At 43.7% G+C, this 18,390-nt stretch carries 17 protein-coding genes; 5 read left to right on the plus strand and 12 right to left on the minus strand.

Translation table 11 applies throughout. The annotated features are described in order from the left end of the window. Positions 1-68: 68 nt before the first annotated feature. The 3 genes from P8O70_17315 to P8O70_17325 all read left to right on the plus strand — a co-directional run bounded on the left by P8O70_17315 (position 69) and on the right by P8O70_17325 (position 2,907). Positions 69-578, plus strand: coding sequence for a hypothetical protein (locus P8O70_17315; GenBank protein MDG2198600.1), 510 nt, complete (start codon positions 69-71; stop codon positions 576-578). Positions 579-844: 266 nt separating this feature from the next. After that, the gene (locus tag P8O70_17320; GenBank protein ID MDG2198601.1) at positions 845-1,915 is read left to right on the plus strand and encodes an aminopeptidase; all 1,071 of its coding nucleotides are present in this window, start codon (positions 845-847) and stop codon (positions 1,913-1,915) included. Next, positions 1,915-2,907 carry a lysylphosphatidylglycerol synthase transmembrane domain-containing protein gene (locus P8O70_17325; protein MDG2198602.1) on the plus strand — a complete coding sequence of 331 codons (993 nt, stop codon included), beginning with the start codon at positions 1,915-1,917 and terminating at the stop codon, positions 2,905-2,907. The genes P8O70_17320 and P8O70_17325 overlap by 1 nt, the downstream gene beginning before the upstream one ends. An 11-nt stretch (positions 2,908-2,918) precedes the next feature. On the opposite strand, the gene P8O70_17330 is transcribed toward P8O70_17325, so the two are convergent. From P8O70_17330 to P8O70_17340, 3 genes are all read right to left on the minus strand, one after another. After that, positions 2,919-3,350 carry a CBS domain-containing protein gene (locus P8O70_17330; GenBank protein ID MDG2198603.1) on the minus strand — a complete coding sequence of 144 codons (432 nt, stop codon included), beginning with the start codon at positions 3,348-3,350 and terminating at the stop codon, positions 2,919-2,921. 136 nt (positions 3,351-3,486) lie between these two features. Next, on the minus strand, positions 3,487-4,773 hold the full coding sequence (locus P8O70_17335) for a CARDB domain-containing protein (protein MDG2198604.1): 1,287 nt from the start codon (positions 4,771-4,773) through the stop codon (positions 3,487-3,489). A 100-nt stretch (positions 4,774-4,873) separates the two neighbouring features. Continuing rightward, on the minus strand, positions 4,874-5,170 hold the full coding sequence (locus tag P8O70_17340) for a FliM/FliN family flagellar motor switch protein (protein MDG2198605.1): 297 nt from the start codon (positions 5,168-5,170) through the stop codon (positions 4,874-4,876). A gap of 226 nt (positions 5,171-5,396) precedes the next feature. Here P8O70_17340 and P8O70_17345 point away from each other — a divergent pair, with 226 nt between their 5' ends. Continuing rightward, positions 5,397-6,647, plus strand: coding sequence for a hypothetical protein (locus P8O70_17345; GenBank protein MDG2198606.1), 1,251 nt, complete (start codon positions 5,397-5,399; stop codon positions 6,645-6,647). A 3-nt stretch (positions 6,648-6,650) separates the two neighbouring features. Here the strand turns inward: P8O70_17345 and carB are convergent, their stop codons facing one another. From carB to P8O70_17390, 9 genes are all read right to left on the minus strand, one after another. Then, entirely contained in the window at positions 6,651-9,875 is a 3,225-nt protein-coding gene (carB, locus tag P8O70_17350) for a carbamoyl-phosphate synthase large subunit (GenBank protein MDG2198607.1), read from the minus strand. Between the two features lie 186 nt (positions 9,876-10,061). After that, entirely contained in the window at positions 10,062-10,919 is an 858-nt protein-coding gene (locus P8O70_17355; GenBank protein ID MDG2198608.1) for a hypothetical protein, read from the minus strand. A gap of 342 nt (positions 10,920-11,261) precedes the next feature. Beyond that, complete coding sequence (locus tag P8O70_17360) at positions 11,262-12,362, minus strand: hypothetical protein (protein MDG2198609.1); 1,101 nt, start codon at positions 12,360-12,362, stop codon at positions 11,262-11,264. 118 nt (positions 12,363-12,480) lie between these two features. Then, complete coding sequence (locus tag P8O70_17365) at positions 12,481-13,485, minus strand: glycosyltransferase family 9 protein (GenBank protein MDG2198610.1); 1,005 nt, start codon at positions 13,483-13,485, stop codon at positions 12,481-12,483. Positions 13,486-13,566: 81 nt separating this feature from the next. Further along, positions 13,567-14,013 carry a hypothetical protein gene (locus tag P8O70_17370; protein MDG2198611.1) on the minus strand — a complete coding sequence of 149 codons (447 nt, stop codon included), beginning with the start codon at positions 14,011-14,013 and terminating at the stop codon, positions 13,567-13,569. A 9-nt stretch (positions 14,014-14,022) separates the two neighbouring features. Next, positions 14,023-14,535, minus strand: a complete 513-nt coding sequence (locus P8O70_17375) for a hypothetical protein (GenBank protein ID MDG2198612.1) — start codon at positions 14,533-14,535, stop codon at positions 14,023-14,025. Between the two features lie 346 nt (positions 14,536-14,881). Then, positions 14,882-15,280: a YbjN domain-containing protein gene (locus P8O70_17380; GenBank protein MDG2198613.1), complete on the minus strand. Its 399-nt coding sequence runs from the start codon at positions 15,278-15,280 to the stop codon at positions 14,882-14,884. Positions 15,281-15,311: 31 nt separating this feature from the next. Continuing rightward, the gene (locus tag P8O70_17385) at positions 15,312-15,473 is read right to left on the minus strand and encodes a hypothetical protein (protein ID MDG2198614.1); all 162 of its coding nucleotides are present in this window, start codon (positions 15,471-15,473) and stop codon (positions 15,312-15,314) included. Positions 15,474-15,483: 10 nt separating this feature from the next. Next, positions 15,484-17,154: a DEAD/DEAH box helicase gene (locus P8O70_17390; GenBank protein ID MDG2198615.1), complete on the minus strand. Its 1,671-nt coding sequence runs from the start codon at positions 17,152-17,154 to the stop codon at positions 15,484-15,486. 257 nt (positions 17,155-17,411) lie between these two features. Here P8O70_17390 and ftsZ point away from each other — a divergent pair, with 257 nt between their 5' ends. Further along, entirely contained in the window at positions 17,412-18,386 is a 975-nt protein-coding gene (ftsZ, locus tag P8O70_17395; protein ID MDG2198616.1) for a cell division protein FtsZ, read from the plus strand. Positions 18,387-18,390: the final 4 nt, after the last annotated feature.

The following is an 18,390-nucleotide window of genomic DNA, read 5'->3' on the forward strand; positions in this document are numbered from 1 at the left end:
TTCCCTTTTTGCGATTTTCATACAATATTACCCGTCCGCCTCCTTCCGCACTCAGGCAGGAAGCCAGATTGCCTCTCACAAAGGAGTCTATGATGTCTCAGCATCTTCGCTCTACCCTCATCGCCATTGCTGACACCGAACAGCAGGGTTTTGCTCTTAAACTACAGTTGAGACGCTTCGAAAAAGAAATTGCTGATGTAAATGAACTAGTTGCTCCTCTCGAAATGGTTTTTCAAAACCTTCAGGCAGAGAAAAGCACGTTGATCAACCAACAGCAGCAAATGGAAAATGAACTCGAAGAGCAACGCATACTCATCGAAAAACTCGAAAAGCATGTTCCGCGAATCCGGAATGAAAAAGAATTTGAAGCCAGTAAAAAGCAACTGGAATTATCCCGCAAGCATCGCTCAATGCTAGAAGAAAACTTGTTAGAAGTTGCGATCAAATTAGAAGATTTAGACCCTGAACTGACTGAGCAGGAAGCTGAATTAGAAAAAGGGAAACAGGAATCAGAAGCAGCACTAGAACAAACTGTTCTATCTCAAAAGCAAACTATCCTGGCGATACAAGAATTGTAAAATTTCTTCCAAAAATCTTTTGAAGGTGCGCCCAGGCCTATTCAGCAATTTTACAAACGTTGCCAGCAAAATGGACTACATCGTCCGATCACCCCAGTTGTGGACAAAACTTGTGGGGGGTGTAACATTCGACTTCAACCTCAATTTGTAAATGAATTTCTAGCAGAACCAGATAATTATCGAAACTGCCCTCACTGCAACCGCATTCTTTACATGCCCCTAAGTGAAGAAGAGACTGCAGTCGACGCCTGATTTCTCTCCTTTACATGAAAATCCCACTAATTCTCGTTTGTTGCCTACTACTGGCTGGATGTGAACTGAGCTACTACTGGCAAGCCACACGAGGCCATCTAGACCTGCTTCAACGTAAGCAGGAAATCCAGAGTCTGTTGCTAGATAACACAACTGATCCGGAACTCAGAAAAAAGTTTCTGCTTCTTTCCGAAGTTCGCCGCTTCGCTTCCGCTGAATTAAATCTACCATCCGGCAATGGCTACAAAAGTTACGTAGAGTTGCCAAATTCCTATGTAAGTGTCCTCGTCTCTGCTGCACCACCCTTTTTACTAAACCCAAAACAATGGTGCTATCTGATCATTGGCTGCCAAAGCTATCGTGGATATTTCGATATTGCAGATGCTGAACAACTAGCAAATGAGTTGAGAGAGAATGGTTTTGACGTATCTCTTTCTTACGCAAGTGCTTATTCCACATTGGGTTACCTGAATCAGAGCTGGTTACCCGATTATTTTTCAGATCCAGTACTTAGTACTTTCCTCCAGCGTTCCGACAGGGAGCTAATCGCAACCCTCATACACGAGATGGCACATCAGGTGGTTTATGTTGCTGGTGACACATCTTTCAATGAGTCCTACGCTACCTTTGTAGAGCAGGAAGGCACATTGCAATACCTTAGAGCAAGTAATCTGGAGGATGAGATGGAACAAATCCGACAAAACTACGAGGATCGTTTATTATTTCGAAGTTGGATTGATGAAACTGTCAAAGATTTAAACGACCTCTACAGATCTTCATTAGATGAAGATAAAAAACGACTGCAGAAACAATTGATTTTTGAACAATTGAAACAGCGCTATCAACAAAACTCATCCCAATTTCAGTTCTTGAATTACAGTCGATGGTTTGCTCAGGATTTGAACAACTCACATCTATTGGGTGTCAAGCGCTACCATAATTTTGTGCCTGCTTTTGAGGAGTTGTTTAAGAGCGAAGAACGCAATTGGGAGGATTTTCATGCGAAAGTTGGAAAACTCGCACAGTTACCAAAAGAAGGGAGAGATAAGTCGTTGAATCAATTAATTCTATCAAAAGTAAACTGATGAAGAAGTTGGTTTTTACAGGTGGGAAATTATCTATTGTAGGTGGAATTATATATTACTTAATTAGCAGTGATCGCTTAAACTTAGAGCGATTATTGTTATTGAAGGATTCACCTGATTTGTTGGTGCTGATTCTCTCTATTCTCATCATGTTAGTGGTCCCGTTGGCAGCGTTACGGTGGTGGCTGCTACTCAGAGCACTCGGCCTTCAAGTTTCTCCCCGCAGAACCTTTCTATTGACTTGGATTGGTAACTTCTTCAACAGTACTCTTCCTGGGGCTGTCTCCGGTGACGTTGTAAAAGGCTATTACATCATAAAGACCCAAGCTGAAGAAGGCCGAACCCGTGCTTTCATGACTCTTCTGATTGATCGTTTCGTAGGTTTATTTGGACTGATCGTCATCTCCTTTTTTTCCCTGCTTGCGAACTTATCTATCTTTCTTGAAAATCCACGACTCTATGGTTTGATTTGGATGATCAGTTTTTTGTTTTTAGCCACGATTTGCTTTTACACTTTGGTCGTTTGGCCATTTCATGATGGTAAAGATCCCTTCCTACAATTTTTTGAAAAACTCCCCGCTACAAAGTTTACAACCAAAATTTATTTGGCTTTCAAAAGCTACCAAAATCAGAAACCAATTTTGCTCTCCACATTGTTGATAGCGATTCTCATTCACTGCCTAGTGGCGTTCTTATTTTGGAAAATTGCTCACTTACTGACTGGCACTGAAATGGGACTAGGAACTCAATTATTTCTCATGCCAATTGGACTTATAACCACTGCTATTCCACTTGCGCCTGGGGGAATTGGAATTGGCCATGTCGCATTTGAATCGCTGTATCAGTTAGTGGGGATATCTGGTGGAGCAGATATTTTCAATGTGTACATCATCGTACAATTGACAGTATATCTGTTGGGAGGAATTCCCTACTTTCTCTATAACAGCGAGTATCACATACCCCAAGAAGAGAATATTTCACGAAGTATGTGACTGTATATCAGCTATTGCCTCAAAAGATAGCTTTCTAGACTATCAATAGTATTTTTCTGTTCAGCAACCACACCTCGCATCACATCTCCTGAACTCAACACACCGATCACTTTTTCGTTTTCCATTACTGGGACGTGACGGAATCTATGATCGTTCATAAGTTCCATCACATCCTGAATTGTCCGTGACGGATCAATGCAATAGACCTTGCTGGTCATCAATTCTTTAACCTCTGTCATTTTGGAAGAACGGCCTGCCAGAATCAACTTGCGCGCATAATCACGCTCAGAAAAAATTCCGAGTAGTTCTTCTTCTTCCATCACCAAAACCGCACCTATATTCTTCTCACTCATGACCTTCAGTGCATCGAACACACTTGTATTTGGAGTGATTGAGACGACTGCACTGCCCTTTTCGGATAGCATTTGACGGACACTCAACATGGATTCCTCCCTGAAAAGTGGTTGTTGACTGACGAACTCAACGGAAACAAGCTTGTAACGCTTTTGGAAAAGGAACGCAAGGCTTTGGGAGGAAAACAACGTAACTGGAACCAGCCGAGTAGGCTAGCTTTTCAATCTAGGACGCGTCGGAGGTAGGTTTGATTGTGAAGCTTTGAACGTCTGAAATAGCCTGCTGACCGCTGATATTTCGACCTATGACACGCCAAAAGAGCTTGTTCTTCTGACTTGTTTGCATAAGCCCCATTGCCATTCCTGGCAATTCACCTGTCAGTGGCACCAATTCTTTATCGGCTATCCAGCGGTCTCCCTGCGGTAGGTCGAAGTAAAGACGTGGATCTTCGAATTTGTCATCAACCCCAACCTGAATCTTGAATTCAGCAAAGACTAAACTATCCCACTGAAATAGAAATAGTCCGTTTTCATCGAAAACAAAGCTATCCGAAGGGAGGAGCAACCGAATATCACTAAGACGGATAGTTTCAGACTCCATTGCATTGTTGTCTTCTTTCAATTCCTTTAACTGGTCGTCAGGATCTACGGTCACAGCAATCTTGTATTCGCCAAGTAATTGGTCGGTGGGTGGGATATATTCCAGATCAAAGGTTACTGTCTCTCCGGGCGCAATTACGTCTGCAATGGGATTGGCGATAGTAGTTCGTCGTCGTGGTTGTCTTTCGTTGTAGTACTCCACCTTGCAAAGTACATTTTGAACAACATCTCCACCTACATTCAGCAAGTTCAGACGCATCCTTAGCGTCTCACCACGTAGCAGGTGTTCTGGCAATACACTGACACTCTCCCAGCGCAGATCGGGTGGGTCAAATTGAAGTGGCGAAGGCCTCGGAGCTTTGCCACTACTTTCCATGACAACTAACTGTTCCTGAGCAGCTGCCAAATCGTCTGGTGTGGCAATGTAAAATTGTCGGTTGACACCCAGATCTGATTCGGCAATTGGTTTCTCAAATTCTGTGTCCCAGATTCTTGCCGCCACACGATAGCGGCCAGAAGCCTCAAGAATCACATCATGTAGCATTCGAGAAGTTTCGTAAGGGGGGATCGTAAAGATTTGCCTTTGGGACTGATCCAATCGATTGCCATCCAATGTCAACAAAACCTCAAGGCCCACACTTCGAACTTCTTCACCAGGGTTGTGGACTGTGACTTGAACTAATTGAATATCATTAATCTTAGGACAATATGGATCGTCGACAGACTTGAGGACAATTTCTGGTGACTTGATTACTAAATCTGGACCGTCAGGAATTGGGCAATTCTTGGACAAAACAATTGACTCTACAATCGGATCTGAGGGACCCTGTGCATTCGGCAGACTCAGAAATCCAATCAAAATATAGAGGGTAATTAGAATGAAGCTGGATTTCAAAAGCTTGGGAAGTGGCATAGGCTTAGTTTGAACAGTCAGCGTTTGATGGGATTTAATTTCTTACGGTGATTCAAGAAATACACAAATTCGGTTAATTGTCTGAATTCAGAAAAGTCTTTCAGATCCGAGACTGGCTTGGTTTGTCAGTAGGATGGGTAATTTCTGAAATACGAACACCATAATGGTCATTGATCACAACAACCTCTCCTCTGGCAATGATTCGGTTATCTATGAAAATTTCCACAGGTTCTCCAATCAATTTTGGAAATGACAATACTGTTTTCTTTCGCCAGGTCAGAATTTCTCGTAAAGCTAGGCGTTTTCTAGAAATTTCTACCACTAAACGTTGGGGAACATCGCTCAAAAAATCAATAGTATGGCCGGGTTCTATGTTAGGAGGATCATTAGAAGGCATGGGAATTCTTGGCAAGCAACAATAAATATTATATAAAGAATCTACGTGATGGATCAAGCCTAGTCAATCTAGTCTTCAAATGACTAATTCTTGGGGTTCTTAATTCTCTAAAGTGTGCAATAATGGCACACTTAATAATGCCAGAGGCTTAATTAAGACAATTCCAGCAGACAACGGTCTGCTATTTCAAAAATTAGATTGATTCAATTTTGTCAGCAAAGGGGCTATGGCAAAACAACCTAGCGAGAACAAAGATACTCCTAACGTCAACATCTTGAAAATGCAACAGGAGTTGGAAGAGATCGCAAAAGAGGTCCTCGCGATGGAGGGCAAAGGATTTTTTGCAAAGTTAGGACTTGGAAGAAAAACGAGAGAGGTTACCCCGGCCACAGGAACTGACATCCTCGAAATTGCTTTTTTACGTGGGGATAAGGAAATCAACAAACTGGTCTCTCAATTGTCGGGAGACCCAAAAAACCAAGCAATTCGAATGCAATTGGTTGGACGTGCACTGCAAATGGAAGGCAGACCTCAGCTGGAGGTAGCACGAGCTCTATTGATCCACTCCTGTCTACCATTTTATTGGGGTGAAGTCACAGGACCTGCAGTACAGATGCTACTGAGAACTTTCAAACTCTTCCTCGAAAGAATCCTACAGATTCACAAAGAGAAGATGATGGCTATTCAGTCAAATGTACTGAAGGGAGTGAATCTCAGTGGAATCGAAGTGAACGAAGATGACATGGAAGACTCGGGAGTAGGAAACCGAGCTGGAATGATGATGGAAATTAAGATTTGTGAGGGTTTACTTGAAAAGATCAGTGAAGCCAGTGTCACGCTTCAAAATAAAATGGGAGTATCCCTAAGTAAGTACGAACTGGATTTGGCACTAGGCAAGGGTGGTGGTGGTGGCATGTTTGGTTCAGAAGGCTCAGACATTAATGTTGAACAGGTTCAAGGAATTGTCACCACCAAAATCATGCACTCTATTGACATGATTAAGCTCATTCCAATGATGAATAGCGCTGGCTTATCACTCGCAGAAAAGATGAAGGAAATTGAAGATAAGATTCCCTACCCGTGGGTAATGATTGGGCGCCTCAACCAGCAAATGGTGCGTTATCACATTATGCGCATGGAAGCCGGAGACGACCAGGCACGACCCTTTGTTGCGCCTGCTTTCAATGCCGCAGTCGTTGCGTACCGAAGATCCATGAAAACTGTCTCTCAATCCATGCCCAAAAAACAGGACCTCCCTGCTCTAGCTGAGTTTGCAAATCTCACTTACTACGGTTACATCAACCGCCAAATTATGAGGCTTGACAAGGAGGGATTGAAAAAGCTGTTACAAGCAGGAAAAGACGCTGCCGATGCTGCTATGACTGTTGATGAGTCCTACGCACCCATGCAGGCTAGGCTGCTTAGAGCCTGTAATTCAATGGGCATGGGCTTAAGCGAAGGCGAAACGCAAGAATAATCTCTAAGTACTCTTGGCCACAGGAAATGGAAGAGGCTGATAGCTCAAATTCTCCAAAGATCTTAACTGATGGAGAGATTTTGAGAATTGCACTGCTGCTTCAGAAGTTGTGAAATAGGGAAGGTTGTACACCAATACAAGTCGGCGAATGTGGCGTGCACCAACAGCCCTTTTTCTACGGCGGGTCGTATTGATAAGCAATGCAACTTCTTTCCTCAGAATATATTCGATGATATTGCCCTCCTCACTAATATCCATAGATGTGATTTGGATTCGTTGCACACCTTGGTCCTTCAAAACTTGGAAGGTTCCTCTAGTGGACAGGATCTCATAACCCATTTCTTCTAGCATCTTAGCAACTATTACCATCTTGGGCTTGTCTTCGTCCATCACCCCTATGAACACATAAGGTCTGTTTAAGCTGTCCTCAAAAACGGCCATTTGTGCTTTCAAAAACGCCTCCTCGAAGTTAGTTCCCCTGCCCATTACCTCACCAGTCGAGAGCATTTCTGGACCTAGAGTCGTATCAGATCCTGTAAAACGCATAAATGGAAAGACCGTTTCCTTGACCGCATAATCTGTTAGAGCATGATACTCAAAACCAAGGGAAGAGAGCTTTTCTCCGAGCATCAATCTAGTTGCATACTTGGCAAGGGGAACCCCAGTTGCCTTGCTAACAAAAGGAACCGTTCTAGAAGCACGTGGATTCACCTCAATGACGTAAATATCTTTGCCTTTAACTGCGAATTGAACATTTATGAGCCCGCAAACTTTAAGTTCTTGAGCCATCGATTTCGCCTGTATGCAAAGCTCTTCCAAGATATCTTGCCTAAGCCCAAATGGTGGAAGTGAGCACGCACTATCTCCAGAATGAATTCCTGCCCGTTCAATGTGTTCCATAATCCCAGCGACTTCTGCTTTCTCTCCATCTCCCAAAAGATCAACATCAATTTCAACTGCATTGCTCAGGAATTGGTCAATCAAGACTGGATGATCTGGTGAAACTTTAATGGCTTCAGCAAAAAATTCTTCTAAGCGATCCTCGCTCTCAACGACCACCATAGCTCTTCCACCCAATACATATGAAGGTCGAACTAAAATTGGATATCCGATACGATCTGCTATCTTGCGAGCCTCTTCCAACGACCTAGCTGTGCCATTCGCTGGTTGTTGCAGTCCAAGCTTAATGATCATTGCTGCAAAAAGTTCTCGGTCTTCTGCTCGGTCAATACTCTCAAAATCAGTTCCTAATAGCTGCACACCAGCGGCATGTAGCGGCTTTGCCAACTTTAATGGAGTTTGTCCCCCTAGTTGTACGATCACCCCAATAGGCTTCTCCAGTTCGATAACATGCATGACATCTTCGAAGGTGAGGGGCTCAAAATAAAGTCTATCTGAGGTATCATAATCTGTACTTACCGTTTCAGGATTACAGTTGTACATAATGGCTTCATATCCATATTCGCGAACTGCCAGAGCTGCATGGACACAACAGTAGTCAAACTCGATACCCTGACCAATCCGATTTGGACCACTCCCCAAAATCAATACTTTAGGCCGATCCGTTGGGATGGATTCGTTTTCCTGAGCATATGTAGAATAGAAATATGGAGTCTCCGAAGGAAATTCAGCCGCACAAGTGTCTACCATCTTGAAAACGGGACGCAATCCCTGTGATCTTCTAAGTTCAGCAACCTCAGCTTCAGGTACTTGGAATTTTTTCGCCAGCAAGGCATCTGAAAAACCCAAGGACTTCCATCGACGTAAATCTGTTTGTGTAACTTGATCAACGCTTTGCCGAGCTATTTTGATTTCTTCCTGAATCAAACTCTGCATCTGCATTAGAAACCAAGGGTCAATGAAAGTTTTTTGGTGTAGACGCTCAACACTCCATCCAGCTCTCAGCGCATCAGCCACATACCATAAGCGCTGGCTTGTGACGCAAGAGAGTTCTTCCTCCAAAACCTCATCAAGATCTCGATCTTTTGGGTAAATTTGTGGATCTAATCCAATATGGCCTGTTTCCAAAGATCGAAGTGCTTTCTGTAATGATTCCCGGAAGGTACTACCAATTGCCATTGCTTCGCCAACGGATTTCATTTGGGTTCCCAAACGCGGATCCGAAAGAGGGAATTTTTCGAAGGTAAAGCGGGGAATTTTTGTAACCACATAGTCGATAGATGGCTCAAATGAAGCAGGAGTTTTCTTTGTGATATCATTGGGAATTTCATCCAATGTGTAGCCTACTGCCAGTTTGGCTGCAATCTTGGCAATCGGGAATCCTGTAGCTTTAGAGGCAAGTGCAGAACTTCTCGATACTCGAGGGTTCATCTCAATGACCATAACCTGGCCATCTCTTGGATTAACTGCAAACTGGACATTTGAGCCACCAGTATCAACTCCAACCTCACGCATGATCTGAAAAGACATGTCACGGAGTTGCTGGTATTCAACATCAGTAAGAGTCTGAGAAGGAGCCACCGTGATACTATCCCCAGTGTGAACACCCATTGGATCAAAATTTTCAATGGAGCAGATGATGACGCAATTATTACTGTGGTCCCTCATTACTTCCATCTCGAATTCTTTCCAGCCGAGAATGGACTGCTCAACAAGAATTTCCTGTGTAGGTGAAGCCGATAATCCGTTAGTGGCAATCTGAATTAGTTCTTCCTGATCGTTTGCTACTCCACCTCCTTCTCCCCCTAAGGTGAAAGATGGCCTTATGATCAAAGGATAATCAATCTGCTCTGCAACATCCAAAGCCTCTGCAACCGAGTGAACAACACGACTCAGTGGCATTGGAATGCCTAGTTTTTCCATAGAAACCCTAAAGAGTTCGCGATTCTCCGCCTTTTGGATGGCCTCTATGTCCGCACCAATTAATTCCACCTCATATTTTTTAAGAATCCCCGCTTCATCCAACTTCATAGCCATGTTCAAAGCTGTCTGCCCACCCATTGTTGGCAAAAGGGCGTCTGGGCGTTCTTGCGAGATGATTCGCTCCAAGACAGGTAATCGGATTGGCTCAATGTAAGTTGCATCAACAAGCCCGGGATCAGTCATAATTGTAGCCGGATTGCTGTTGACCAAGATCACCCGAAATCCTTCTTCCTTGAGGGCTTTGCAGGCTTGCGTGCCACTGTAGTCAAACTCACAGGCTTGACCAATCACGATAGGGCCAGAGCCAATCAGCAGGATGGAGGAGATATCGTTTCTTCGAGGCATAATTCGGCCCTAGCTACTCAGCTTTAATTTTGGAGTAGATTTTAAATCAGTGTTGATTCAGTGAGGCAGGCAGGTATTGGAATGAAACTCTAGGTTTTGTTCCGAAGACAAGTGGAATAACCATCACTTGAACCTTGGAAGATTGTCAGGAAGCACACAGGACTTGCAAGTCTTTTAAGAATTGCACTAGTTGACTCGATTCAGAGCCTCCTCATAAAGGTCTTCACTGTCCCGACGATTCGCTGATTCATAAAATGTTCGGGCCTGTTGTCTTTGTCCAAGCGCTTCATACGCCAAACCTAAGTTGTAATCATCGGATGCTGTTCTATCTTTGCGTCCCTGCAAGTAAGTGACTGCCTCTTCATACGCGTTACCTTGCAGCAAGGTAATGCTGACTTCGTCACCATCGTCATCAATACTCATATCAGCTTTTCTAAAAGTGGGGACAACTTGGGAAACATATTCCCGAGCAATTTGTTCCGTCAGCCGATATTGCAGATCCAGATTGGATAGAGGGATCCTGCTATCACGCCTTAGATTGTACCCCTGTGCTAGGTATTGCTCGTAGTTTTCCGAAATCATCCTAGTTTTGTCAGCTTCGTTTAAAAATCGTTCAGTCAGATTTTCATCCTCCTGAAAGTTTTTAGTAATCCAAACTCTAACGTTATCAGGCAAGTGGGACGTTTCACTTTTCCCGCCCCATTTCCGAACATAAAAGGCCTGTAAAGTTTGAGGAGGGATAAGTTCTGCTCCATTGCTCTGACGATTGAGACTAACACGAACCTCAAGGGCTCCCATCAATTCAACATAGGGCGTATTCTCCTCGATTCCACCCACAAGTCGTTCTGCACCAAAAACAGCACCACGGGCCAAAAGCTGCTGTTCAATCGGCAGGGCCTCATTGAAAACTGTTACGAAATAAGGGACAGACTCTTTGCTTTCCTTGCGAATTTGCGAATAACGGACTAATGCAGAGATGACCACTACTCGATTTGGGGCAGGAATGACACCACCGTAGCCTTTCACGTCTTCGCTAGTATTCAACAATCTCAGAGAGGAATTTTTAGAGAAATTTTTAATGACTTGTAATCGGAAGAGTTCAGCTACTTGTTCACTTGATTGATCAGCTTCAAAAGAAAGCACACTAGGAGACAAATGGGGAGTCCCTTCTGCCTCCACTGGTAATGATATTTTTACTAACGGTTGACCTTTAAACGAGCCTACTTTCAGAGCATCTATTTCATTGAGTTGAAATTTTGGACTTTGTGCAACCACAAACTCGATTTGTGGACGCTGACTAAAAAAGGAGCAGGACACCTGGCTTGCAGCAAAAAACATTAACCATGCAATTAGAAACAAATTTGAACAGATCATCCCAGAACTCAATTAAAGCTTTCTACTCTGAATTTGTGAACGAAGCTTAGGAAATTGACGCTGTAAATTTTCGATTCTGCCAATCCCTTGGGCATACATTAGGTTTGTGTCATCAATTTGGTGAGCCGCACGGAAATTGAGAAGTGCTAATCCATAATCGCCAAGAGCCTCAAAACAAAGACCAAGATTATAGAGATCTTCTGAATTGGGATCATTAGCTGTCTGCCTCTGAAGCCTCTGCAAAGCAGACTCATATGCCCCCCCTAATATCAAAAGTCGGGCTTGTTCATCTCCATCTTCAGCAATGGGATATTCAACTGTCGATTGACTTACAGAAACTCGCCTCACAAAATCAGCCCCCACTGAAGCCACCATTTCTCCAACCATTACAGATAATGGTGGCAAAACCTCTGAAGTACTTGTAACCGACTGATCATCACCTTGATCTTCCACAAATTCTTGGAGCAAACTCATTCCTTCTTCAGCTTGGTCCACAATTCCACCGGGGCTTCCACCCACTCGCTGGGCAAATCTTCTGTGCACTACATCGGCAGCCACAATTTCAGCAGGTTGTAATCGAACGAGTTTAAGCTCCACTATCAAACTTCCACTCAGTTGTTTGTAGGGCCACCAGACTAGTTGTTGAACAGTTAACTTTTCTGCTGGAATTTTTTGTCGTGAATTAGCAGGTGTAAAATATTTCAGAGAAATTTTTTGAAGATCGACTCCGTCCAGTCTCTCTGATGTCAGCCAAATCTTTCCACTCAAGACCGCATCCACATCTCGAGTTTTATAACCTTGAGTTGCGATCATTTGCTGTAGAGCTACATCATTCTCAAGACTAGAAAACTCGTCAGTCAGTAAAACCTCAAAAAAAGGGACCTTGGTTAATTGATTGGTAATTCGAGCTCGAATATTTTGTGACAGAATTTGACGTTCTTCATCAGTCAGATTTGCTGATTTTTTGAACCAATCACCCCCTCTTTCCGTAACAAAATCTTCTTGAATAACTCCAACCTCAAAAGCACCAATGGCAATTCGTTGAATATCTGAAGTATCAATTTCAGCTGGCTGAAGAATCTGAAGGCTTGTTTTCTCAGAGCATGCTGACAAAAGAATTAGTAATAAGATCCAACTGATTTTTCTGAGCCTTAATTCACAATTCATTTTTGATAAATATCTTAAATTTAAAGGTAGTGAGATTGTCATGAATGAAAGGGATTAGCATGAACTACTCTCTCACCTTTGGCAACAGTAACTGAGCGGCATCCCAGACTTTCTGAGTCGAAATGGAATACATACAGATCTGCTGTTCTCTGTTCTTACATGTGCCTTTCCCTGTTCTGGAACATGGACGACAGCGCAATGCCAAATCAGTCTCGATTAACATACTTTGTGCTAACATGGGAGCGTAACCAAATTCTTTCACGGTAGGACCAAATACTGCGATTGATGGGGTCCCCATTGCTTCTGCAAGATGGACTATGGAGGTGTCGTTAGCGATTACTGCATTGGCCATTTCAAGAAGTGCGGCTGATTGGAGAATAGTAAAAATCCCTGCAGCAGAGAAAACGTCTTGGGAACCCTTAAAATACTCTGCCAATTCTTCTGTTTCACTTTCCCCACTGGCACCGACCAATACTACCGAGACTCCTGACTGAATTATTCTCTCAATCAGTTGCTTAAAATTCTGTATCGGCCAGCATTTGAGAAGAAAAGATGCCGAGGCACCAATGCAGATAAATGACTTGTCCTGCAGACCATTTTGGTTCAGCCAAGCCTCCACACAGTTTTTGTCTGCTGCGCGTGGAAACAATTCTGTCTTGGTCAACAGCTTACCTGAGTGATGACGTTGTAACGGTTCAAGCCACTGTTCCCGTTGTGATCTTCCATTGAAAAACTGCCCCCAGCCAAATCTAATTTGAAGTTCACGAGCTAGCGTTCGCTTCTCAATCAACCAATGTTCTAGTTTTGGAACATGACACTTCAGTTGCCAACCAATCCAACGACTGCGCAAAGAGTTGTGGATATCATAGATTAGATCGAATTTTTGCAGACGCAGTTGATCTATAAGCTCTTTTAGATCGTTACGGGTCTCTTTTCGATGATGGTAGATGATTTCGTCAAGATGTGGATTATTTTCCAGGACTCGACCAAATCCCTCTGAGGTCAGAAGTGTTAATCGGGAGTCAGGATATACTTTGCGGAGTTCACGATAGATTGGAGTCGTCAACACCAAGTCTCCCAATGAACTAAAGCGAATTAGCAGGATATTGCTAAACACAAGGCGTGGGTCTAATAATGAAGCGGCTGATTATCAGTTACAATTTCCGTTTTGAAGTTCAGCTAATAGTGCTGTTTGGTTGCCTTCCAGAATATCGATAGTGAGCTTGATCATCCTTGACCTTTGCTGCGGAGATAAGGCCTTCTGACGTTTGGTGCAATAAAGTTCTTGTAGTTCACTGAGCAAGTTGTCTCGTGCTGGCTGATCTGTAAGCGAAAATTCTTTCTCTGCAAGATATTCGTATGTACCATCTGATTTGAGATAAAGCTCCTTATTTTTAAGATACTCGTAAGTCATATCCTGACGTAAAATGACTTTCTCACCCTGCTCAGTGGCTGCTACCTTGACTGTTTCATAAGTGCCATCGGATTTTAAAATCAGAGTCTTGCCGTCTCCCAATTCAACAATGTTTTGCGCACACAAAGAACCACTAATAATTGTCGATAAGATTACAGTCCCCAAAATCATCTTCCAACGCATAGATTCTTCCTAAGTGTTCACCAGATCATGTCGAGTCGGTTCAGTGGTCACCAAAGTTTCCAACCATTCTGCTTTCTCCTTCCAGAATTGACTCAGCCATCTTCTTACGTCATTTGCTGGTGAAGACTGTAGGGCACTGGGCAATGGAATTTCACGAACCGACAACAATATATTTTGCCTTCCTCCAAGAAACCATTGCCAAGCAAAGCGTACTGGTTTTTCCTGATGAAAAGTCACATCCAAAATCGAATGCCAAGTTTGATTCTGCATCAGCGTAGCATCAATTAGTTCACCAGCCTTCGGAGTGTAAAGAAATTTGGAATTTCTCAATAGTTGTCGGTCTCTCCTATAAGCGTCTTTTTCAGGCAATAAAAGCAGGGAACGAGTTTGTTCAAGAAGGTTTTTGTACTTTTCAGCTACTTTTGTCAACTGCTCTTGGGTGGCCTGTGGATCGTTAGTTTGCCGCTCAGCTGGCAGGTACAGATAAACTGGTGCTTCATCTAGCCAGGCTCTCCATTCCATTATCAGATTTGGAATTTTCTTATGGCGAATTGGAGTAACAATAGGTGTGATTTTTCTACCGAGAACCCCTCTAACAATGAGAGGTACCAGTGGTCCTTCTTGGTTTGAAATTACAAGATAAGAGCGATCACGTGATAATGTGGATGGCAGCGAAATTTCCCAATTCAGATTTTGGGAACTTCTTAGACATTCCCACTGAACGCTGCGGAAAAAATGATAAAAAGCGTGCCACCAGACACTAGCTGTCGTTTTTTGAAGGATCTTTGCGAACGTGAGAGGCAGAGCTATCAAACACAGGGCAATTTCGATGGAATAGAATTTCAGGAAACTGCCCACAGGAGAGGACTCAGGCAATACTGAACTCATTCAACAGGTAGTCGTCATATTCGTCTGCGATGATGGCAATACAGGCAATCATCCACTCCAGTTCTTCTGGATCTAGGCCAAGCACCGGACGAACAAAACTCAGAACAAGATGTTTATTGCGAATCCCAAAAGAGACACCCTTGAGTTTAAAGGTCCCATTTAATTTCAGAACATATTCATTCAACTCAGGGTTTGATCGTGTGTAACGGAAAAGGTTGGCCGCCACAATCAACTCTGCGTCTTCTTCGAGGGAAGTCAGAAAAATCTGAACCTTCACAGAGCCATTGACGATCCACCACTCTGTGTCATTCACAAACCCCTTGTCTGCATCACCACAATTGTGAAGAAAATCAGAAATCAGTGCACTGTATTTATTCACTTTTTTTCTCGCTGAGGTGCAATATCAAGTTTCAGCTCTGAATCTTGTCCTGCTGAACCCCTCCGTTAGGTAGATAGTTGAGGAGCTGTGCAGCGAGGCCACTAAATAAGAAGGTCAAGACCGCTGCAGGCATAGAAGCTATAAAAAGCATCCATGGAAAAAGAAAAAGGTAGAAAATTTTCTCGTCGATCATTGAACCTCATTCATCCATTAGAATATCGCCGTTGTGGGCGACGGGAGCGTTGATTATTGTTGTAACGGAAGTCACGGATCCGAGCTACTTTCTCACGGGCTCTAGCTGGTTTCACACTGATTTCGCTACCACGAAAATGAAAGCTTGGCAAGTTTTCAAGCAAATGCCTTGCCCTTGTTTCAGGGACTTCAACAAAAGAAAAATCGTCCTGTAGCGTGATTTTCCCAACTTCCACACCTGGTATCTTTGTATAATGAGTCACAGATTTCACCACATCACCAGCCATTAGTCCAATCGTTCTGCCGCCACTCAGAAAGAAGCGTACCATTCCATACTCTGCCCCAGTATTTTCTGAATTCAATTCGTGCTGCCTATCAACACTGATTTGTGGTGAAAGAGCGTCACCTGCAACCCTCAGTGTTGCAGCTAACAATTCTATTGGGGAACCATTTTCCAGTAGTTTGGCTGCAAGTTCAACGTAATCCGCACTTTCTACATCTTTGATCCCATCTTCGATTCGTGTCTGCAGAAAATCTTGGCGGTGAGACTTGAGTTCCTCGCGCCTAGGCAAATCCTGGTACTGCAGAGGAGTTTTGATCAATTTTTCAATTGCATAGAGTTGTCGGTAATCTTCCGGTGAAACAAACGTGATTGCCAATCCTTCACGACCTGCTCGACCAGTTCGGCCGATGCGGTGTACATATGTTTCCGGATTTTCTGGAACGTTGTAATTGACCACCATATCAAGTTTGGAATCAATCCCTCTAGCTGCCAAATCTGTCGCAATTAGGAGGTCTAGTTCGTGATTGCGAAATTTTTGCATTACCTGATCACGTTGGTTTTGGCTGTAGTCACCATGTAATGCTTCAGCTTTGTAGCCTCGCTCGTGCAACTGTCTGTAAAGTTCATCCACATCCCGCTTGGTCTGGCAAAAAATCAAAGCCAACTCAGGCTGATGAGAACTCAGAATTCTGCAAAGTCCTTCAAAACGTTCCCAGGATTTTACTTTGTGAAGCCACTGGGAAATTCGTGGAACAAGGATATTGGATCTCGAAACTGAGACAGTTGAGTGCTTGCTCATATATTTGGCAGCAATCCGATCAATTTCTGGAGACATTGTTGCAGAGAAAAGAAGAATTTGTCTTTTCTTAGGAAGACTCTGCATGATCGTCTGGATGTCTTCGATAAAGCCCATGTCTAACATCTCATCGGCTTCATCTAAAATAAAGTGCCGAACTCCACTCAAATCAATCGTTCCTCTGGAAAGATGATCAAGCACACGCCCTGGAGTACCAACAATGATGTTGGTGCGGCGGCGAAGAGTACGGACTTGTTTTTCGATGGAAACTCCACCATAAATGGTGACAACGGATAACGATTTATAAAGCCCAATCTTTCGGAGTTCTTCGGAAACCTGGGAGGCCAATTCCCGCGTGGGAGTTAAAATCAGAGCGTCTGTGGTGTGCTTGCCATCATCGCGTTGGCGAGGTGAGAGTCTTTCGATCAGAGGAATTCCGAAGGCAGCCGTTTTCCCAGTTCCGGTTTGGGCTTGGCCGATTACGTCATTATGTCCGATTTGCAGGGGAATTACCTGCTCCTGAATTGGAGTTGGTTCAGAAAAACCTGCTTCCTCCAATGCACGAAGTACTGCATCGGACAGTCCCATTTCTTTAAACGTCATAGTTCTTCCCTTTGGTTGCTATTAAAGCGGAGTCCTTGGGCATGTCTGACGTTGCAAGTATCTGGGCTCTCTTGTTTGGTTACGTCAGAATCACTCATTCTCCTAATCTATTTGATTATATTTTCGGAGAAAATATCTCCAACAGTAATGGTCTTTACTACCAAAAAACAAGGTAAATGTAAGTTTGACAGTTATTTTGGCCATGAACAGAATCAGCCCTTCACAAACGATCTAATACTTTAGGACACAAGGATAACATGGAAGCATCTGGTCCAGCTTTTACCATTCCCCAGCAAGACGCATTCATTCCCACAATCAAGATTATCGGCGCAGGTGGAGGGGGTGGTAACGTTGTTAGCAAAATGGCAGATGAGGGCATCCAGCATGTTGAACTCATTGCTTGTAATACCGATCTGAAAGCACTCAACAACTCAAACGCCACTATAAAAATGGAGCTTGGACGTGAGCTAACAAGGGGCTTGGGTGCAGGGGCTCGTCCAGAGATCGGTGCACATGCAGCAGAAGAAAGTGCTGCTGAAATTGAGCAGATGCTGAATGGTGCCGATATGGCTTTTATTGTCGCCGGAATGGGTGGTGGGACAGGCACGGGATCCGCTCCAGTAATTGCCCGAATATCTAAGTCAAAAAAAATTCTGACCGTTGGAGTGGTAACGCTTCCTTTCTCATTTGAGGGAAAACGCCGGATGAGAACTGCGCTTCAGGGGGTGGGAAATCTTCGTGAAAACACCGACACATTATTGGTCATCCCAAATGAACGTCTGCTAGAAGCAACAGATCGCTCTACGAGTTTCAAAGATGCTTTTCACATGGTGGACGAAGTGCTAGTCCATGCGATTCAGGGAATTACTGATCTTTTGAACGGAGTAGGCGATATCAACGTTGATTTTGCTGATATGCAGACGGTGATGGAAGGGATGGGTCGCGCAGTCATTGGTAAAGGTACAGGTGTTGGCAAAGATCGAATGTTCCGTGCCATTGATAGCGCAGTCCATAGCCCTTTGATGCAGGATACAGATATCCAAGGCGCGAAAGGTATTCTGATTCATCTGGTTGCCCCAAGAGATGCGGGAGCTCTGGAAATAACTGCCGCAATGAATCAACTCGAAGATTTAGCTGATGATGATGTAAATCTCATCTGGGGAGCAACTTTGGCTGACACACCCGAAGATCAAGTTTCTGTAACGGTTATCGCCACAGGCCTGCCCGAATGATTTG

It is taken from the genome of SAR324 cluster bacterium (genome assembly GCA_029245725.1).
In the GTDB taxonomy this organism is placed as follows: Bacteria; SAR324; SAR324; order SAR324; family NAC60-12; genus JCVI-SCAAA005.

Bases quoted from the DNA above. Each gene is read 5' to 3' on its own strand.
- P8O70_17345 (MDG2198606.1), top strand. From the start codon at position 5,397: ATGGCAAAACAACCTAGCGAGAACAAAGATACTCCTAACGTCAACATC.
- P8O70_17390 (MDG2198615.1), bottom strand. From the start codon at position 17,154: ATGACGTTTAAAGAAATGGGACTGTCCGATGCAGTACTTCGTGCATTG.
- carB (MDG2198607.1), bottom strand. From the start codon at position 9,875: ATGCCTCGAAGAAACGATATCTCCTCCATCCTGCTGATTGGCTCTGGC.
- P8O70_17385 (MDG2198614.1), bottom strand. From the start codon at position 15,473: ATGATCGACGAGAAAATTTTCTACCTTTTTCTTTTTCCATGGATGCTT.
- P8O70_17375 (MDG2198612.1), bottom strand. From the start codon at position 14,535: ATGGAATGGAGAGCCTGGCTAGATGAAGCACCAGTTTATCTGTACCTG.
- P8O70_17370 (MDG2198611.1), bottom strand. From the start codon at position 14,013: ATGCGTTGGAAGATGATTTTGGGGACTGTAATCTTATCGACAATTATT.
- P8O70_17320 (MDG2198601.1), top strand. From the start codon at position 845: ATGAAAATCCCACTAATTCTCGTTTGTTGCCTACTACTGGCTGGATGT.
- ftsZ (MDG2198616.1), top strand. From the start codon at position 17,412: ATGGAAGCATCTGGTCCAGCTTTTACCATTCCCCAGCAAGACGCATTC.
- P8O70_17325 (MDG2198602.1), top strand. From the start codon at position 1,915: ATGAAGAAGTTGGTTTTTACAGGTGGGAAATTATCTATTGTAGGTGGA.
- P8O70_17335 (MDG2198604.1), bottom strand. From the start codon at position 4,773: ATGCCACTTCCCAAGCTTTTGAAATCCAGCTTCATTCTAATTACCCTC.
- P8O70_17330 (MDG2198603.1), bottom strand. From the start codon at position 3,350: ATGTTGAGTGTCCGTCAAATGCTATCCGAAAAGGGCAGTGCAGTCGTC.
- P8O70_17340 (MDG2198605.1), bottom strand. From the start codon at position 5,170: ATGCCTTCTAATGATCCTCCTAACATAGAACCCGGCCATACTATTGAT.